This is a genomic window from Pseudomonas sp. B392_1p (assembly GCF_052245235.1).
GTDB classification, from domain to species: Bacteria; Pseudomonadota; Gammaproteobacteria; order Pseudomonadales; family Pseudomonadaceae; genus Serpens; species Serpens gallinarum.
In genome coordinates, this window is record NZ_JBQPXM010000004.1 from 1 (window position 1) to 15,377 (window position 15,377).

The following is a 15,377-nucleotide window of genomic DNA, read 5'->3' on the forward strand; positions in this document are numbered from 1 at the left end:
CACAAGCCGCTGATGATCACCAAGGTGTTCGACAAGTCCTCGCCGCTGATCTTCAACGCCCTGACCTCCGGCGAGCGTCTGAACAAGTGCCGCCTGGAGTGGTACCGCACCTCGGCCACCGGCACCCAGGAGCACTACTTCACCATCGAGCTGGAAGACGCGGTGATCGTCGACGTGCAGTCGCGCATGCCCAACTGCCAGGACCCGGCCATGTCCCATTTCACCCACCTGGAAGACGTCTACTTCACCTACCGCAAGATCGTCTGGACTCACGAAGTTGCCGGCACCTCCGGTTCCGACGACTGGCGCACAGCCAACGTCGGCTAAAGCCAGGCACCCTTCGGCCTTTCCCCCCGCAGGCCGAAGGGGTTTTACGGACGATTCATTCACGGACGATCACGAGGTACCGCCCATGTTCGCGCCCGCCAATCACGCCCAGTTTCGCCTGAGCCTTCCCGGCGTCGGGCACGACTTCCAGGTGCTGGCCTTCACCGGCTTTGAGGCCATCAGCCAGCCCTATGCCTTCGAGCTGGAACTGGTCAGCGAGCGCGCCGATCTCGACCTGCCCAGCCTGCTGCATCAGCCGGCGTTTCTGGCCTTTGCTGCAGACGGCAGCGGCATCCACGGTGTGATCGAACAGCTTGCCCAAGGTGAAGCGGGCCCGCGCTTGACCCGCTATCGCATGACCTTGGTGCCGCACCTCAGCCAGCTGGCTTACCGACGCAACGCGCGCATTTTCCAGCAGCAGACAGTGCCGCAGATCATCGCCCAGTTGCTTGAAGCGCACGGCATTCAGGCCGATGCCTACCGGTTTCAGTTAGGCCCAACGGTTTATCCCGAGCGCGAGTACTGTGTGCAGTACGCCGAGAGTGACCTGCACTTTCTGCAGCGCCTGTGCGAAGAAGAAGGCATCCACTATCACTTTCGGCACAGCACACAAGGTCACGTGCTGGTGTTTGGCGATGACCAGACGGCGTTTCCTCAGCGGTGTCAGCCGACGGCCTATCGGCCCGGCAGTGGCCAGGTCGCGGATGCACCAGCCATCCACCGCTTCAGCGTACGCGTGACAAATCGCACTAGTCGGGTCAGCCGGCGCGATTACGATTTTGAAAAACCGAGTCTGGTTCTGGACAGCGCCGCCCTTCTCGACGGCAATAGGCTGCGTGAGGATTATGGCTATCCTGGGCGCTTCGTTGATCGCGAACGCGGCCGGCACCTCAGCCAACGCGCATTGGAACGCCACCGCTGCGATGTCCGCCAGGCCGAAGGCCAGAGCAATCAACCGCACCTGCTCAGCGGTCACTTCCTGGCGCTGAACGAGCATCCGCGCGATGTCTGGAACAATCTATGGCTGCTCACCGAACTTCATCACGAAGGCAAACAGCCCCAGGTGCTGGGAGAGTTTGCCTCTGGCGATACCGCAGCGGCCGATGGCTTCAACCAGGGCTACCGCAACCGCTTCACCGCCACACCGTGGGATCTTCCTTTCCGACCAGCGCTGCGCCATCCGAAACCACAGCTCTTCGGCAACCAGAGCGCTGTAGTCACCGGCCCCAAGGGCGAAGAGATCCACTGCGACGAATACGGCCGCATCAAGGTGCACTTCTTTTGGGACAGGGAACATGGAGACCGCGACAGCCCGGCCGACGACAAGAGCAGTTGCTGGCTGCGCGTGGCCAGTGGCTGGGCCGGCGAACGCTACGGCGCAGTTGCCATCCCCCGTGTGGGTATGGAAGTACTGATCAGCTTTCTGGAAGGCGATCCCGACCAGCCGCTGGTCACTGGCTGCCTGTATCACACCGAAAACCCGGTGCCCTATGACCTGCCGGCCCACAAAACCCGCACGGTGTTCAAAACGCTGAGCTCGCCCGGCGGTGGCGGTTTCAATGAGCTGCGTATCGAAGACCGCAAGGATGCCGAGCAAGTCTATATCCACGCCCAGCGTGACTGGGAGCAGCACATTCAACATAATCAGATTGTGCACGTCGGTCATGAACGCCACGACCACGTCGGCGCCAACAGCTACACCGAGCTGAACGCCGAAGAACACCGCCTCACCCATCGCACACGCAAAACCGAACTCAAGGCCGACGATCACCTCAGCGTCGGTCAGAGCCAGCACATCAAACTGGGCACCGCCCACCTGCTCAACGCTGGCCAGGAAATCCACCTCAAGGCTGGACAGAAACTGATCATCGAAGCCGGCGACGAACTGACCCTCAAGGCCGGTGGCAGCTTTATCAAGCTCGACCCCGGTGGCGTTAGCTTGGTTGGCCCCCAGGTGAAGATCAATGCGGGTGGGAGTGCGGGGAAGGGATCAGGGGTTGAGCTTTTATTGCCGACCCTTAATCAAGGTGCGACGCCTGATACTGCGCGCCTCACCGAGACTGGATATGGCGAATCCAATATCAACGCTCAGCCACCAACAATAACGCAGGGTAAAGTAACTTTTGATGCTGAAGGCAATAACAGCCCTGCATCTGGCTATTACAGCAGAGTCATTCATTGGCCAGGCAATAAACTTTCTGGAGTGACATTAGGTCGTGGCTACGATATGGGATCAAGAAGCGAGTCCGAAGTATATAATGACATGAGAATGGCTGGCCTAGAGCAAGACCAAGCGGAAAAAATATCCAAAGCTGCCGGTCTGAAGGGCAGCGCAGCCGAGAAATTTGTTCACGAACAGAAAGATCAAATCGGAGAAATAACACAAGATCAGCAAATGTCGTTATTTATCAACTCGTACCCTACCTACGTGTCACGGACGATTGATAATTACAACAAATGGACCCTGGGCGAAGCTGAACGAGTTGAGTGGCAGCATCTTGACCAGCCCATCAAGGATATCTTGGTTGACTTTGTCTACCAAGGATTCACCAAAGGACCGAACCCAATGAAAGCTGGCATGCGCAATAACATCACTGCGCTTATTCATTATATTGAAAACACGCCCGGAATTAGTCAATATGAGCCTGGCCGACATCGCGCTCGTTACCTTAGAAACAGCCAAGCAAGTACACAAAAATGAAATCAGTCATTCTAGTTTTTCTTGCAGCACTCCAATTACTGACATTGCAGGTGGCTCACAGCGAAAGCTCACTGAATCCTTGTGACAGTCTGAATAATAGCCATCAAGTTTTTATGTGCTCAGAGCACAGCAAGAAGCAAGCGGACCATAAGTTAAACGAGTCATATAATCGACTTCTAAGAAGGGTCGACACACAGTATTCACCCGACCCGGAAATTCGGATCAGTTTCATTTCAACAATCAAGAAATCCCAGCGAGCCTGGATAGTGCTACGCGACGCAAACTGCGCGGTCGAGTCTTTTGAAATCGAAGCCGACTCTGAAGCCCACACGACAACCATTAATAACTGCGTAGCAAGAATGAGCCAGGAGCGTGCCGACTACCTGGATAGAATATCCCCTCAAATTTGAGGAAGCAGTTGCAACCGTTCCCCTTACCCCAGCACCCACTCCAACCCCATCGCCACGTGTTCCTCGGCGCTGTCGATCAGCGCCAGCGGGCTTTCAACTCCTTCCAGTAACAACCCGATCTCGGTGCAGCCGAGAATGGCTGCCTTCGCGCCCGCCTGGCGCAGTTGCGCCAAGGTTTCGAGGTAGAAGTCACGGGTTGAGTCGATGAATTGGCCGCGACACAGTTCGGCAAAAATGCTGCGATCGATTTCATCCATGGTCAATGCATCGGGCAGTAACACCTCGACGCCGAAATGTTGAGTCAGGCGCTCGCGATAAAAATCTTCCTGCATGGTGAAGCGTGTGCCGAGTAATGCGGCGCGTTTGATCCCGCGTTGTTGCAGCGCTGCGCCGACCGCATCGCCGATATGCAGCAAGGGCACCTTAATCGCCGCTTCGATGGCCGGAGCGACCTTGTGCATGGTGTTGGTAGCCAGCAGCAACGCAGTGGCTCCGGCGTGTTGTAGCCCAAGGGCGGCAGCGGCGAGTTGGCGTCCCGCCTCGTCCCACTCACCTCGACTCTGCAAGTCGGCGATTTCGGCAAAGTCCACCGAGTGCAGCAGCAAGGGCGCCGAGTGCAGCCCACCACGGCGCGCGCGTACGCCCTGGTTCAACAAACGGTAATAACTCACCGTTGACTCCCAACTCATGCCACCCAGCACGCCCAAACAGTTCATGGTCACCTCCGCTTTCCTTTGATCAAGCGTAGCGCTGCAGCGCCGCTCACGATGCGCGTACTCACCCGAACAATCAAACTTAAAGGAATATAAATCTTCCAAAACAGTCTTAGACGCTCTAAGGAAATTCTTTTACCGTCCCTTGCCGCTATACAGCGCCTGTTCTACAACTCACTGTCAGGCCCCGCATGAAAATCCGCAGTCTGGACCTCAGCCCAAGTTCGCTAAATGCTGAACACGAAGCCTTGAGCCTGCCTCCCGTCGAAGCCCTTATTGCCCACCCGGCTAATCACCCGGTGTTACGCGCTGCCATGTGGAGCGCCGTGCTGATTCTGCTGGGCCTGCTGCTTTTTCTTGCCTGGCGGGTGTTCTTCGCCAACGGCCTCGACAACGGCTTCGCCATCGTTGACCGTGTGCTGCACAGCCCGGCGTTCTGGAGCGCGGTGGCCGTTGGTTTCCTGGCTCAGGTGATTGATGGCGCGCTGGGCATGGCCTATGGCATTACCGCCACCACCTTTCTGCTCTCCACTGGTGCCAGTCCCGCAGCAGCCAGTGCCAGCGTGCATATTGCTGAAGTGTTCACCACCGGGTTGTCAGGCATTGCCCATGTGAAATTGGGCAACGTCAACAAGTCGCTGTTCCTGCGCCTGCTGCTGCCCGGGATGATCGGTGCGATTCTCGGCGCGGTACTGATTACCCAGTTCGACGGCGCGGTCATGAAGCCCTTCATTGCCGCCTATCTGTTGCTGATGGGCCTGTACATCCTGAGCAAGGCCTACCGCCACATCGTGCAACGCAAGGAGCCCAGGCATGTCGGCAAACTGGCCCTGTTTGGCGGCTTCGTGGATGCCGCCGGCGGCGGTGGCTGGGGGCCGGTGGTGACCAGCAGCCTGATCGGCTCGGGCAGCGACCCGCGAACCACCATTGGCTCGGTGAACTTCGCCGAGTTCTTCCTGACCATCACCAGCGCCGCATCCTTCATTCTGCTCGCCGGTGAGCCCGATACCTGGGCCATGGTGGCCGGCCTGGTGTTCGGTGGCCTGTTCGCCGCGCCCTTTGCCGCGCTGCTGTGCAAGAAGCTGCCGGCGCGCACGCTGTTGATCATCGTCGGCGTGCTCATCACGCTGATGAGTGCCTACAACATTTACAGCGCGCTGAGCTGAGATAAAACCGGACCGGTAGCGGCGTTTGTAAAAGGTTCTAAGCAAACAGGCCGTTTATTGCTTTGAGCCATTGACCGATAGCGGACGTTTTCCCATGCTGGGCGCTTACTCTCTGCCGCAAGGAGCGTCGCATGAAAGCCGAAACCCTCGCTATCCACGCCGGCTACAGCCCGGACCCGACCACCAAGGCCGTGGCTGTGCCGATCTACCAGACCACCTCCTACGCCTTCGACGACACCCAGCATGGCGCCGACCTGTTCGATCTGAAGGTGGCCGGCAACATCTACACTCGCATCATGAACCCTACCACCGACGTGCTGGAGCAGCGCGTTGCGGCACTGGAAGGTGGCGTGGCAGGACTGGCCGTGGCCTCTGGCATGGCGGCCATCACCTATGCGATCCAGACCATCACCGGCGTGGGCGACAACATCGTCTCGGTGGCCAAGTTGTACGGCGGCACCTACAACCTGTTCGCCCACACCCTGCCGCGTCAGGGCATCGAGGTGCGTTTCGCGCCCCACGACGATATCGCCGCCCTCGAAGCACTGATCGACGACAACACCAAGGCGGTGTTCTGCGAATCCATCGGCAACCCGGCTGGTAACATCATCGACCTGCAGGCCCTGGCCGACGCCGCGCACCGCCATGGCGTGCCACTGATCGTCGACAACACCGTGGCCACACCAATCCTCTGCCGGCCGTTTGAGCACGGCGCTGACATCGTCGTGCACTCGCTGACCAAATACATCGGTGGCCACGGCACCAGCATCGGCGGCATCGTCGTTGACTCTGGCAAATTCCCCTGGGCCGACAACAAGGCACGCTTTCCGCTGCTCAACACCCCGGACCCGTCCTACCACGGCGTAACCTACACCGAAGCGTTCGGCCCGGCCGCGTTCATTGGCCGCTGCCGCGTGGTGCCGTTGCGCAACATGGGCGCCGCGCTGTCGCCGTTCAACGCCTTCCTGATCCTGCAGGGTCTGGAAACCTTGGCGCTGCGCATGGAGCGCCATTGCGAAAACGCCCTCAAGGTCGCCGAGTACCTTCAACAGCATCCGCAGGTTAGCTGGGTGAAATACGCCGGCCTGCCCGACAACCCGGAATACGAACTGGCGGTGCGTTACACCGCGGGCAAGCCGGCGGCGATCCTGTCCTTCGGCATTCAAGGTGGCATCGAGGCTGCGGCACGCTTTATCGACGCACTCAAGTTGGTGGTGCGCCTGGTAAATATTGGCGACGCCAAGTCCCTGGCTTGCCACCCGGCGTCCACCACCCACCGTCAGCTCAATGACGAGGAATTGGCTCGTGCCGGCGTATCCCGCGACCTGGTGCGCCTGTCCATCGGCATTGAGCATATCGACGACATCCTCGCCGACCTGAGCCAGGCGCTGGAGGCTGCGCGCGGATAAGCCGCGCTTGTGAAAGGCCGGGTCTCGTTTTGTAGCTACTCCGTTGCACTGGAAGTCAACGGATCAACCTCTGAATGAGACTCCGCCGCCGCATTCAGCCGCTTAGACCGATCGCCATCCTCCTGCAAGCTGAAATTCAACAAGGCACATGCAGGAAATAATCTGAGCTTTCGGACATTTCAATAGCAACATTGTGCACCGGAGCACACGTTCCAAGCGCGACTACCAAAGCGGCTCGGCCGCTCCATATACTCCCGGGTTTTGTATTTCATTAGGATGATGTCATACCGATGCTAAGCCGTCCTCTGGTTGTTGATCTTGATGGAACGCTCCTCAACAGCGACATGTTACTTGAAACGGGACTGGCCTATCTGCGTCAGTACCCCTTGTACTTCTACAGGCCCTTTCTGTGGTTATTGAAGGGGAAGGCACATTTAAAGTCCAAACTTGCTCAAGCCACCAATCTGGATGTCAGCGTTCTGCCCTACAATCCAGATGTTATTGCTCTTATTGAATCGGTACGTAAACAAGGCCGGCGCGTTATCTTGGCAACGGCAAGCCATCGGGTGTTGGCACATAACATTGCCGAGCATCTCGGTCTGTTCGACGACGTGCTGGCTTCGGATGAACAATGCAACCTATCGGCTGTAAATAAGCAGCGAACGTTGGTTGATGCTTTTGGAGAAAGGCAATTTGATTACATAGGCAATTCTGCGGATGATCTCGTCGTCTGGCGTTCAGCCCACTCTGCCGTTGTGGTCAGCCATCCAGACAGCCGTTTAGTACGGCAGGCCCAAGCTCACGGCAACACTGAACAAGTAATTACCCCGGCGAGAGTTCGAATTCGCCATTGGCTTAGAGCCTTGCGCCTACATCAGTGGCTCAAGAACTTGCTGATCATCGTTCCGCTTCTAGCCTCGCATCAGATTACCAATCTTGAGCTTTTATCACACTCCATACTGGCCTTCCTGCTGTTCGGTCTATGCGCCTCCAGTGTCTATATTCTCAACGACCTTCTGGATTTGGCCGACGATCGCCACCACCACCGTAAACGTCGTCGTCCGTTCGCTTCCGGTGATCTCTCCATCCAACGCGGACTCGTGGCATTTCCGCTGCTGCTCGCGCTCTCCTTCACTGGCGCGATACTTCTCCTGCCCTGGACATTTGCAGTGGTTCTAGCGGGCTATTACCTACTCACACTGGCATATTCGTTATTCCTGAAGCGTCAGATGAGCCTGGATGTCATCACCCTAGCCCTGCTCTACACCACACGCCTCGTTGCAGGAGCGGCTGCTTGCCAAATTGCCTTGACGTCGTGGATCTTGGCCTTCTCCATGTTCATTTTCCTCAGCCTGGCGCTGGTCAAGCGGCATACCGAACTCTTGGCCGAACGCAATAAGGGCAGCACAACCCGAACACGTGGGCGCGGTTATTACGCCAGTGATCTAGAAATAATCAGTGCACTGGGTGCCGCCTCAGGCTACTTATCTGTCATGGTGCTGGCCCTGTATATCAATGAGCCAACCACCGCCCTGCTCTACAGCCACCCACACATCATTTGGCTCGCCTGCCCGCTAATGCTCTTCTGGATCAGCCGCATCTGGATTCTTGCGCATCGCGGTCAGGTGCACGATGACCCGGTCGTCTTTGCCGTGAGAGATCGCACCAGCCTCGTGACTGGAATGATCCTGGCAGGTGTGTTTTGGCTGGCCGTATAACGCCATTAACTTTCAGGAGTCATACATGAGTCCCTTGTCGATCACCCTGTTGATAATGGCCATCATTGCTAACGCACTGGCAAGCATCCTGCTCAAGAAGTTTTCCACTCAGGGCGACGCCAGCCACCTGAGCATGTCGACACTGCTCCACTTGGGTGGCTCTGTATTCTTTTACGGACTCGCCTTCCTGGTTTACGCCGCGCTGTTGAAAACCTTGCCTGTCAGTAAGGCCTATACCCTGATGACTTTCGGAGCGCAAACAGCGCTGATTGTGTGCGGTATTTTCTTCTTTGATGAGAAATACAGCATGACAGCCTGGATAGGCCTGGGGCTCGTCGTCGTCGGGCTGCTACTCGTCAGCAAGGGTGCTTTGCAATGAGGAGTCTGCTAATTGATCGCTCGGCGAGCCCCTTCAACAATCTCACGTTAGCCCGGTCCTCTGACGTTGTTGCTCTCTTGCTCATCAGCACTGTTCTGCTTGTGATGGCGTTTATGATGAACCCCATCCGGACGGGCGATGGTCAGTATTACCTTGCGATGCTGGAAGGCCTAGCGAACCACTTCAGTCCGGCCATTACCCATGAGGTAGCCCAGACTGTATTTGACCGAACAGGATTAGATACCCAAGCAGGCATGGTGCTCCGGGGGACAGATGGCAATCTGTACGCCTGGCACTTTTGGGCGTATTCGCTCGCATGCGTACCCGCCTACTGGCTATTAAAGGCATTGGACCTGGATACACTCCAGGCCTTTCAAATAACCAACGCCTTTCTGATTATATGGTCGCTCCGTTTTCTCGTGCTGCGTTCCAGTCTTGGTAGGGCGGTGCGCTGGTTAATTGCCGGTGGCTTTATCTTGTCCACCGCCACGCTCTATTTCCAATGGACACACCCAGAGGTCTTCACGGCCTCATTACTGCTGATTGCCTCCGTTCTAGCGGCCAGTCGCCAATACTGTTCGGCGGCCCTACTGGCAGCCATCGCGTCGTTCCAGAATCCTTCGGCCAGCTTCCTGATTTTCCCCCTGGTCCTCGCTCAACTTGTTGAGCTTCGGCACACCGGGATTAGCAAGGACTCGCTTCGCAAGCTCGCCTACACCGCCTGCGCGGCATCCCTAACACTGGTGCCCTATGTCTGGAGCTTGTACCAGTTCCAGCTACTGAATCCTATCGCCGCAAGCGGCCACTACATTGCTTATTCGGATATCAACCTATCCCGGCTAATGTCGTTTATCTTCGACCTGAATCAGGGCCTGACGGTGGGTATGCCTATGCTGGCGTGGTCCTTCCCATTGGCCCTTCTTGCCAGACTCCGCCGTGATCGAGGTATCCGACTTCGCCAGGAAGACCTTCTGTTAGTCGCCTTCGTGATCATGGTGCTGCCCACCCTGGCACAGGCCAACTGGAACGCAGGGCAAAGTGTCTTCTTGCGCTATGCCGCCTGGGCAGGGATGCCAATACTGGTGTGGACGGGCATCACGCTTGGCCGAGCGACGTCCAAGAAAGGATGGTTGATCGCTGTAATTCCCGCCGTGTGCCTGCAGATCGCGCTGTTGGGATACAGTGGTGGCGCCTATGCCAAGAAACACCCGTCCTACGTCAAACTCGCTCCATGGGTACTGCCGCTCTGGAGCGTTAATCCTCATCTCTACCACCCCTTGCCGGAAATCTTCCGTGAGCGTGTTCTACGCAGTGATGGCGCTTCACAAAGCCCTGTCCTGCTTCGCAGTGCGCAAGGCAGCATCCTTCGAGTGCTCACCCAACAACCGACCCTGGAAGACGCGCAGGAGGAGGTGTGTGGCGCCGGCAGAACACTGATACCGATCGATACTCGGCCCACCAGCCAACCCCGCCTTCATAAAACCGAACATGACACCATCTACCTGACCGGCCGTCTCACCTGCTCGACATCATTCCCACTCACCGTGCAGGCGTCGCTTCATTCCGGGGGAGAGATCCAACTACTTTCAGGCTGGTCATTTCCCGAGTCCTGGGGCGTTTGGAGTGTTAATGAAACGGCCTCGCTCAAGCTTAACGTAAACATCCCGGACGTCCCTGGTACGGTCAATGTAACCCTCCAAGGTTGGGTCTTCGTAAATGACCAGCACCCCAAGCAAATGGTGTCGTTCTTCGTTAACGGCAACCTGATACAGCAGGCAACTGTCAATTGGCCCGAAACCACCTTGGAAGTTTCTACCCCCATTCCTCTTGAAACGTTGAACGACACTGTCTTCGGTTTCCACTTCGCGTCCCCGACGTCCCCTTACTCACTAGGTATGTCTAGCGACACGCGCCCGCTCGCCTTTGGGTTGCAGTCTATTAGGCTAGACCGATAGGTCGAGGTCCCCTTTTTTCGCTTCAGATCACTACCACACCGGCATAACAGCCATCCCGTAGCCCATCCATACAACCGCGGTCTCCATAACCTTGATATTCACCGCGGCGAGCGCCACATTCAGGCCATTCAACTGTGGAGCCCCTCATGTCCGAATCCCTGCTGGTCCCCTGCCCTCACTGCAACGGCATCAATCGTATCCCTACTACTCGCCTGGGCGACACGCCGCATTGTGGGCGTTGCAAAAACGACGTGTTGCCGGCTGCGCCGTTCGACCTGACTCAGGCCAGCTATGCCAGTCAGATCAAGGGCGACCTGCCGTTATTGGTGGATGTATGGGCGGCCTGGTGTGGGCCGTGTCGCAGCTTCGCACCTACCTTCGCGCAAGCCGCCACGCAACTGCAGGGCCGTTGCCGGCTGGCCAAGCTCGACAGCGAGGCCAACCCGCAACTTTCGGCGCAACTGGGCATTCGCTCGATACCCAGCCTGATCCTGTTCAAGGCTGGCCAGGAAATCGCCCGGCAAAGCGGCGCACTGCCGTTGCCCCAGCTACTGGCGTGGTTGCGTCAGCACGCCATCTGAGCGCATCGGTCAACATTCACGGGCGACTCGATCATTTGCTGGCCGCTTCGGGCCTCTTAGGCTGGGGACTGACTTATCAGCCGCGGAGCTGCACCATGTCCATGCCCATCGAGCTTGCACGTCAGTTGATTGAAGAACAGATCGCCTTTGTCCAGCGCAGTGGCCTCAAGGCCGAGGTGCTGGAGCCCGGCTTTGTGCGCCTGCGCATGCCTCAGGCCGGCAATCAGAACCATATCGGCAGCCTGTATGCCGGCGCCCTGTTCACGCTGGCCGAGGTACCTGGCGGCGCTTTGTACGTTACCAGTTTCGACGTGCAGCGCTTCTACCCCATCGTTAAGGCGCTGGACCTGCACTTTCTCAAGCCGGCGCTGGGCGATATCCAGGTCGACGCGCGTCTGGATGCGGCCACCGTCGAGCGATTGCAGGCAGAGGCCGCTGCGAACGGCAAGGCGGGATACCGTCTGGAACTCGAACTGACCGACCAGCACGGCGTTGTCGTAGCCCGCAGCAACGGTCTGTATCAACTGCGCAAACGCTGAGCCACGACAAGGCCGGCGACGGTCGCTGCTGCTAGGCTGTCGAATCATCCGCGCCAGAGGCCCTGCCCCATGCACATCCTAATCGCCCATGACCTGAGCCCCGAAGCCGACCTGGCCCTGCAGCGCGCCGCCCAACTGGCCGCTCAGCACAACGCTCGCCTGACGCTGCTACACATCGTGGACCGCCTGCCTGCCGACCCTGCCATCGAGCGCCAACTGACCGAACAGCTCGCGCGCTTCAACCTGCCCGACGCCCAGGTGCGCCTGGCCGGCGGCCAGCCCTCCCAGGCCATCGCCGCACAAGCCGACGGTATAGGCGCCGACCTGTTGGTCCTCGGCGCCCATCACAAGTCTCGGCCCGAGCTGTTCACGGGCACCACCCTGGAACGTCTGGCGCGCACCAGCACACTTCCAGTGCTGCTGGCGGTGAATCAGAACAGCGAGCCGTATCAACAAGCCGTAGTCGCTCTGGATTTTTCCCAGTGCGCCAATGCCGCCCTGCACCAGGCCCATCGCCTGTTGCCGGCCAGCGCCGAGCTGTTTGCGCTGAATATTTGCGAAGTGGCGCCGTCCCGCGCACCTGAAGATCAGGCCGAGCTGGAAATGCAGTGCCAATTGTTCAGCCGCATGGTTGCCGACGAACAAGCGCGGCTGGCTTCACCGGGCCGAGTCGTGCAGTACGGCATTCGCCATGGCGAACGGCAGGATTGCTTACAGGCGGTCATTGGCGAGCGAAGCCCGCAACTTCTCGCCCTCGGTCGCCACACGCGCAACCTGCTGAGCGAAGCGCTGCTGGGCAGCCTGACCCGGGACATGCTGCGCCAGCCGCCCTGCGATGTGTTGGTGGCGCGAGGGTGAAGACCCCGCCTTCGCTCCGGATACGCGCCCGCGCTAGTAGAAGTACCAGCGCGCTTGCACCTGGACTTCGGTGGCCGGCGCCGACCATTGGCCAAACTCGCGCTGCGCGCTAACCCTGACACCGAGGTTGTTACTCACCTCCAGATGCTGAGTGAGGCTGAGACGGCGACGCACTTCACCGTTATGGAAGTAGTCGCCCTGGGCTTCGAGCAGTAAGTTGCCGACCGCGTTCCGCCAGAGCAGACCGGTATCGAAACCGGCTGCCGGACTGAGTGCTGCGGCAAAGTCGCGATTGTGCTCAAGGCGCACGGTGCCCATGGCAAACCCGAGCAGCCCTTCGCCAAGGCTCCAGGAAAACCCACCTCCCCCGGTGAGATAGCCTGCCAGGCGTTCATCATCGCCGAACCCCGGCACCCGCTCGGCGCCTGTTGCGACCTGCCAGGACCAGGGCTTGAGCAGACGGGTGCGCGGCGTCAGCGAGCGAATGCTGATCAGGTCAAACTGCTGTACCTGCCAGTGGTTGCCCTCGTATTGGCGCAGCTTCAATTCACCCAGTTCGATCTGTGCCCCGAGCGGAAAACCGTCGAGGTTGTCGAGCAGGTCATGGTACGCCATGCGCAGACCGTACTCGGCGAAGGCGCGATCTCCACGGTTACCGACACCCAATTGCAAGGCTCGCGAGCGGTGGCCGTCCTCGGGCAACAGCGGCCGCTGAACATCCAGACGTGGCGGCGGGTTGCGGTTGATCGCCTGTAACAGGCGATAACTGCGCTCGGCGCTGGCGGCATCGCGCTCCGCACCGGTCTTCCGATAGCGCAGCAGGCGGTAGGCGCCATCCTGAATCATCGCGCGGCGCTCGGCCGGTAGGGCAAGGTACTCGGCATCCTGGAGCCAGGCGTCGTTTTCGGCCAGGCGTTGCACCCACTCCTGCTCGCGCGCATCCAGCGGTGCCACGCGTGCCAGCAGCTCGTGTTCACGGGAGGGACGATAGTCGATGCGCTCGATCAACCCGGCGTCCTTCACTGCACGCACGGTGTCGGCAGGAATGGCGGTCAGCGGAAATTGATCGGTCAGCTCAAGCCCCGGCCGGGCAATTTCCAGCAGCTCGAGCAACCGGTAGGAGCAGTTTTCGTCGAAGAAGAAATAGTCGAACTGGATCTGCCGCAACTCCCACACATGTTCGAGCATGCGTGCGGTTTCCACCGGGGTGAGGCTCAGGTGGTACTCCCACAGGTCGCGGTTTTCCAGGCGGCTGTACTCACCGATTTTCTCACGGTAGGGCATCAGCGAGAACAGGCCGGGATAGCCGCCCATCAGCCCTTTCCAGGCATACAGGATGCTGTTGTCCATGCCTTCGATATAGGCACCGAAGTTGATTGCATAACTCAGCAGCGGACTGCCTTCGCGGTCGATGTCCACGGGGTCGATGCGCAGCAAGGTATGGCCGAACATCGAGGACGGGCTGTTCAGGTAGGCCGCCGGGAACACCAGCACGGTGCTGTGCGGTGCGATGTCGGTGTACCAAGTGTCGTACTCCGCGCAATTTACCTTCGGCAAATCGTCCAGTGACAGCTGGTCGCGCAGCCAGCGGGTGCGGGCCGGATAGATACACTGCGGATGGCGGTTACCGAGCGCGGGGTCGCGGTACAAGGCCGGGACGGTCGCTTTCAACTCGGCAAGCGGGTCCTTCTCGCCCTGTTCGGCGAGGAAATATTCGTCATCGTCGACATAGCTGTGCCAGCCGCCCAGCGTGCCGCGCTCGTAATGGCCCAAAGAAAGCCAGAACGGTTCACCGGCCAGGGCCTGCAGACGGTCGGGGGCAATGTGCGGGGCAGCCTGCAACAGGCTGCAAGCGCCACTCAGCAAGAGTGGAAGCAGAACTCGAAACATGAAAAGCCAATGGCGAGGGCATAAAAGTATGCCCGCCGTGGCGGGCATACAAAAAAGAGTCGGGCGTCCGGAGAACGCCCGCAGCCTTGTTAGGCCTTGTCGGCGTACTGAGCCAGACGTGCGTCTTTCTTCAGCACGGCCAGGGTAGCGGCATGGACCTGCTCGGCGGTGACGTCGGCAGAAGTGAAGATCTGCTCGAAGTGGCTGTGGGTCACCGCGGAGAAGTGTGCGCGGTCTTCCGGCTGCACGCCCAGTACTACGGCGAAGGTGGTCAGCGCTTCGCCTTCACCCTTGGCCATGTCTTCGGACAGCTCGTTCATGATGCTGCCCAGAACCAGCATCGGCTTGCCGCCGTAGGTCAGGGTGCCATCGGCGGAGCAGCCGTTGGTGCCGGAGGTCATGCCGAAGGTAGCGTTGCCGGAGGTGCCGTTGGTGATCGAAGCCACTACGTGCGAGGGCAGGCCGCTCTGGCCTTCGAACAACATGTTGCCCCAGCCGCAGTTCGGGCCGCCCGGCGCTTCAGCGAAAGCGTTCAGGGAGGCGGCGGCGATCAGGGTACCGAGCAGAATCCGTTTCATGTTTTTTTCTCTTCTTCGAGGTATTCAAGGAGGCGTCGGCCAATCCGACTGCCGTTATAGCTTTCGGCAATAACCCTACAAGTGTCAAGGCTCATCCCGTGCGTATCACACGCCGTTCTCAGCCACGCTGCCGGGGCTTGCCCCTGATCAAAA

The 15,377-nt window shown here is 59.0% G+C and carries 13 protein-coding genes and 1 pseudogene; 11 read left to right on the forward strand and 3 right to left on the reverse strand.

Translation table 11 applies throughout. The features are described 5' to 3' along the window. From tssD to ACTV8E_RS06690, 3 genes and pseudogenes are all read left to right on the forward strand, one after another. A partial coding sequence (gene tssD, locus ACTV8E_RS06680; RefSeq protein ID WP_443198980.1) for a type VI secretion system tube protein TssD occupies positions 1–327 on the forward strand: 327 nt, incomplete at its 5' end. Between the two features lie 85 nt (positions 328–412). Next, a pseudogene (gene tssI, locus ACTV8E_RS06685) lies at positions 413–2,374 on the forward strand (type VI secretion system tip protein TssI/VgrG); the annotation flags it as partial. A 767-nt stretch (positions 2,375–3,141) separates the two neighbouring features. Then, a complete protein-coding gene (locus ACTV8E_RS06690) occupies positions 3,142–3,438 on the forward strand; it encodes a lysozyme inhibitor LprI family protein (protein WP_443199177.1) in 297 nt (98 codons plus the stop codon). Positions 3,439–3,461: 23 nt separating this feature from the next. Here the strand turns inward: ACTV8E_RS06690 and ACTV8E_RS06695 are convergent, their stop codons facing one another. After that, positions 3,462–4,154: an aspartate/glutamate racemase family protein gene (locus tag ACTV8E_RS06695; protein ID WP_251834697.1), complete on the reverse strand. Its 693-nt coding sequence runs from the start codon at positions 4,152–4,154 to the stop codon at positions 3,462–3,464. A 188-nt stretch (positions 4,155–4,342) separates the two neighbouring features. Here ACTV8E_RS06695 and ACTV8E_RS06700 point away from each other — a divergent pair, with 188 nt between their 5' ends. The 8 genes from ACTV8E_RS06700 to ACTV8E_RS06735 all read left to right on the forward strand — a co-directional run bounded on the left by ACTV8E_RS06700 (position 4,343) and on the right by ACTV8E_RS06735 (position 12,756). Further along, a complete protein-coding gene (locus ACTV8E_RS06700) occupies positions 4,343–5,317 on the forward strand; it encodes a sulfite exporter TauE/SafE family protein (RefSeq protein WP_251834696.1) in 975 nt (324 codons plus the stop codon). A 131-nt stretch (positions 5,318–5,448) separates the two neighbouring features. Further along, positions 5,449–6,726 (forward strand): bifunctional O-acetylhomoserine aminocarboxypropyltransferase/cysteine synthase, encoded by a 1,278-nt coding sequence (locus tag ACTV8E_RS06705; protein ID WP_443198981.1) that lies wholly within the window; start codon positions 5,449–5,451, stop codon positions 6,724–6,726. Between the two features lie 290 nt (positions 6,727–7,016). Further along, positions 7,017–8,444, forward strand: a complete 1,428-nt coding sequence (locus ACTV8E_RS06710; protein WP_251834694.1) for a UbiA family prenyltransferase — start codon at positions 7,017–7,019, stop codon at positions 8,442–8,444. Positions 8,445–8,469: 25 nt separating this feature from the next. Next, a complete protein-coding gene (locus tag ACTV8E_RS06715; RefSeq protein WP_251834693.1) occupies positions 8,470–8,823 on the forward strand; it encodes an SMR family transporter in 354 nt (117 codons plus the stop codon). Then, the gene (locus ACTV8E_RS06720; RefSeq protein ID WP_251834692.1) at positions 8,820–10,778 is read left to right on the forward strand and encodes a hypothetical protein; all 1,959 of its coding nucleotides are present in this window, start codon (positions 8,820–8,822) and stop codon (positions 10,776–10,778) included. Before ACTV8E_RS06715 ends, ACTV8E_RS06720 begins: the two co-directional genes overlap by 4 nt. A 146-nt stretch (positions 10,779–10,924) precedes the next feature. Continuing rightward, positions 10,925–11,359, forward strand: a complete 435-nt coding sequence (gene trxC / locus ACTV8E_RS06725) for a thioredoxin TrxC (RefSeq protein WP_251834691.1) — start codon at positions 10,925–10,927, stop codon at positions 11,357–11,359. Between the two features lie 95 nt (positions 11,360–11,454). Continuing rightward, entirely contained in the window at positions 11,455–11,898 is a 444-nt protein-coding gene (locus ACTV8E_RS06730; RefSeq protein WP_251834690.1) for a PaaI family thioesterase, read from the forward strand. Positions 11,899–11,967: 69 nt separating this feature from the next. Beyond that, on the forward strand, positions 11,968–12,756 hold the full coding sequence (locus ACTV8E_RS06735; protein WP_251834689.1) for a universal stress protein: 789 nt from the start codon (positions 11,968–11,970) through the stop codon (positions 12,754–12,756). Positions 12,757–12,789: 33 nt separating this feature from the next. Here the strand turns inward: ACTV8E_RS06735 and ACTV8E_RS06740 are convergent, their stop codons facing one another. Continuing rightward, entirely contained in the window at positions 12,790–14,646 is a 1,857-nt protein-coding gene (locus ACTV8E_RS06740) for an Lnb N-terminal periplasmic domain-containing protein (protein ID WP_251834688.1), read from the reverse strand. An 89-nt stretch (positions 14,647–14,735) separates the two neighbouring features. Then, positions 14,736–15,224: a DUF3015 domain-containing protein gene (locus tag ACTV8E_RS06745; protein ID WP_443198982.1), complete on the reverse strand. Its 489-nt coding sequence runs from the start codon at positions 15,222–15,224 to the stop codon at positions 14,736–14,738. Positions 15,225–15,377 lie beyond the last annotated feature (153 nt).

Coding starts and splice junctions, on each gene's coding strand:
- ACTV8E_RS06690 (WP_443199177.1), top strand. CDS start 3,142: ATGTGCTCAGAGCACAGCAAGAAGCAAGCGGACCATAAGTTAAACGAG.
- ACTV8E_RS06695 (WP_251834697.1), bottom strand. CDS start 4,154: ATGAACTGTTTGGGCGTGCTGGGTGGCATGAGTTGGGAGTCAACGGTG.
- ACTV8E_RS06700 (WP_251834696.1), top strand. CDS start 4,343: ATGAAAATCCGCAGTCTGGACCTCAGCCCAAGTTCGCTAAATGCTGAA.
- ACTV8E_RS06705 (WP_443198981.1), top strand. CDS start 5,449: ATGAAAGCCGAAACCCTCGCTATCCACGCCGGCTACAGCCCGGACCCG.
- ACTV8E_RS06710 (WP_251834694.1), top strand. CDS start 7,017: ATGCTAAGCCGTCCTCTGGTTGTTGATCTTGATGGAACGCTCCTCAAC.
- ACTV8E_RS06715 (WP_251834693.1), top strand. CDS start 8,470: ATGAGTCCCTTGTCGATCACCCTGTTGATAATGGCCATCATTGCTAAC.
- ACTV8E_RS06720 (WP_251834692.1), top strand. CDS start 8,820: ATGAGGAGTCTGCTAATTGATCGCTCGGCGAGCCCCTTCAACAATCTC.
- trxC (WP_251834691.1), top strand. CDS start 10,925: ATGTCCGAATCCCTGCTGGTCCCCTGCCCTCACTGCAACGGCATCAAT.
- ACTV8E_RS06730 (WP_251834690.1), top strand. CDS start 11,455: ATGTCCATGCCCATCGAGCTTGCACGTCAGTTGATTGAAGAACAGATC.
- ACTV8E_RS06735 (WP_251834689.1), top strand. CDS start 11,968: ATGCACATCCTAATCGCCCATGACCTGAGCCCCGAAGCCGACCTGGCC.
- ACTV8E_RS06740 (WP_251834688.1), bottom strand. CDS start 14,646: ATGTTTCGAGTTCTGCTTCCACTCTTGCTGAGTGGCGCTTGCAGCCTG.
- ACTV8E_RS06745 (WP_443198982.1), bottom strand. CDS start 15,224: ATGAAACGGATTCTGCTCGGTACCCTGATCGCCGCCGCCTCCCTGAAC.